At 46.9% G+C, this 557-nt stretch carries 1 pseudogene; it reads left to right on the forward strand.

Going from position 1 to position 557, the window contains the following annotated elements:
* Positions 1-557 (forward strand): annotated as a pseudogene (locus ACFIN0_RS09480) (autotransporter outer membrane beta-barrel domain-containing protein); the annotation flags it as partial.

Here is a 557-nt window from a genome sequence, read left to right on the forward strand (position 1 = left end):
CCCGATCCACTTTCTACGTCGTTTATGTCTGATGCTCCTTCTTCTACATCCCCTGATCCTGTTGATCCTCCATTTTCTCCCCTCGATCCACTTTCTACGTCGTTTATGTCTGATGCTCCTTCTTCTACATCCCCTGATCCTGTTGATCCTCCATCTTCTCCTCCCGATCCACTTTCTACGTCGTTTATGTCTGACTCTCCTTCTTCTACATCCTCTGGTCCTGTTGATCCTCCGCCCCCCAATCCACTTTCTACGTCGTTGATATCTGACTCTCCTTCTTCTACATCCCCTGATCCTGTTGATCCTCCATCTTCTCCCCCCGATCCACTTTCTACGTCGTTGACATCTGACGCTCCTTCTTCTACAGATTCTGTTGTTCTTCCTTCTGCGTCTGTTGAACCAAAGCTTTCTGAGTCCTCTGATGCTTTGGAACCTTCGTCTAATCTCTCTATACCGCTTGATGTTCCGCCTGAGCTAGGTATTAGAGCTGTTGTTCCACAGGTTCCAACTTATCTTCTTTTGCCAAATGCCTTATTTCATGCTGGTTTAGTGGATAT

It is taken from the genome of Bartonella sp. AA89HNZF, from assembly GCF_042196905.1.
In the GTDB taxonomy this organism is placed as follows: Bacteria; Pseudomonadota; Alphaproteobacteria; order Rhizobiales; family Rhizobiaceae; genus Bartonella.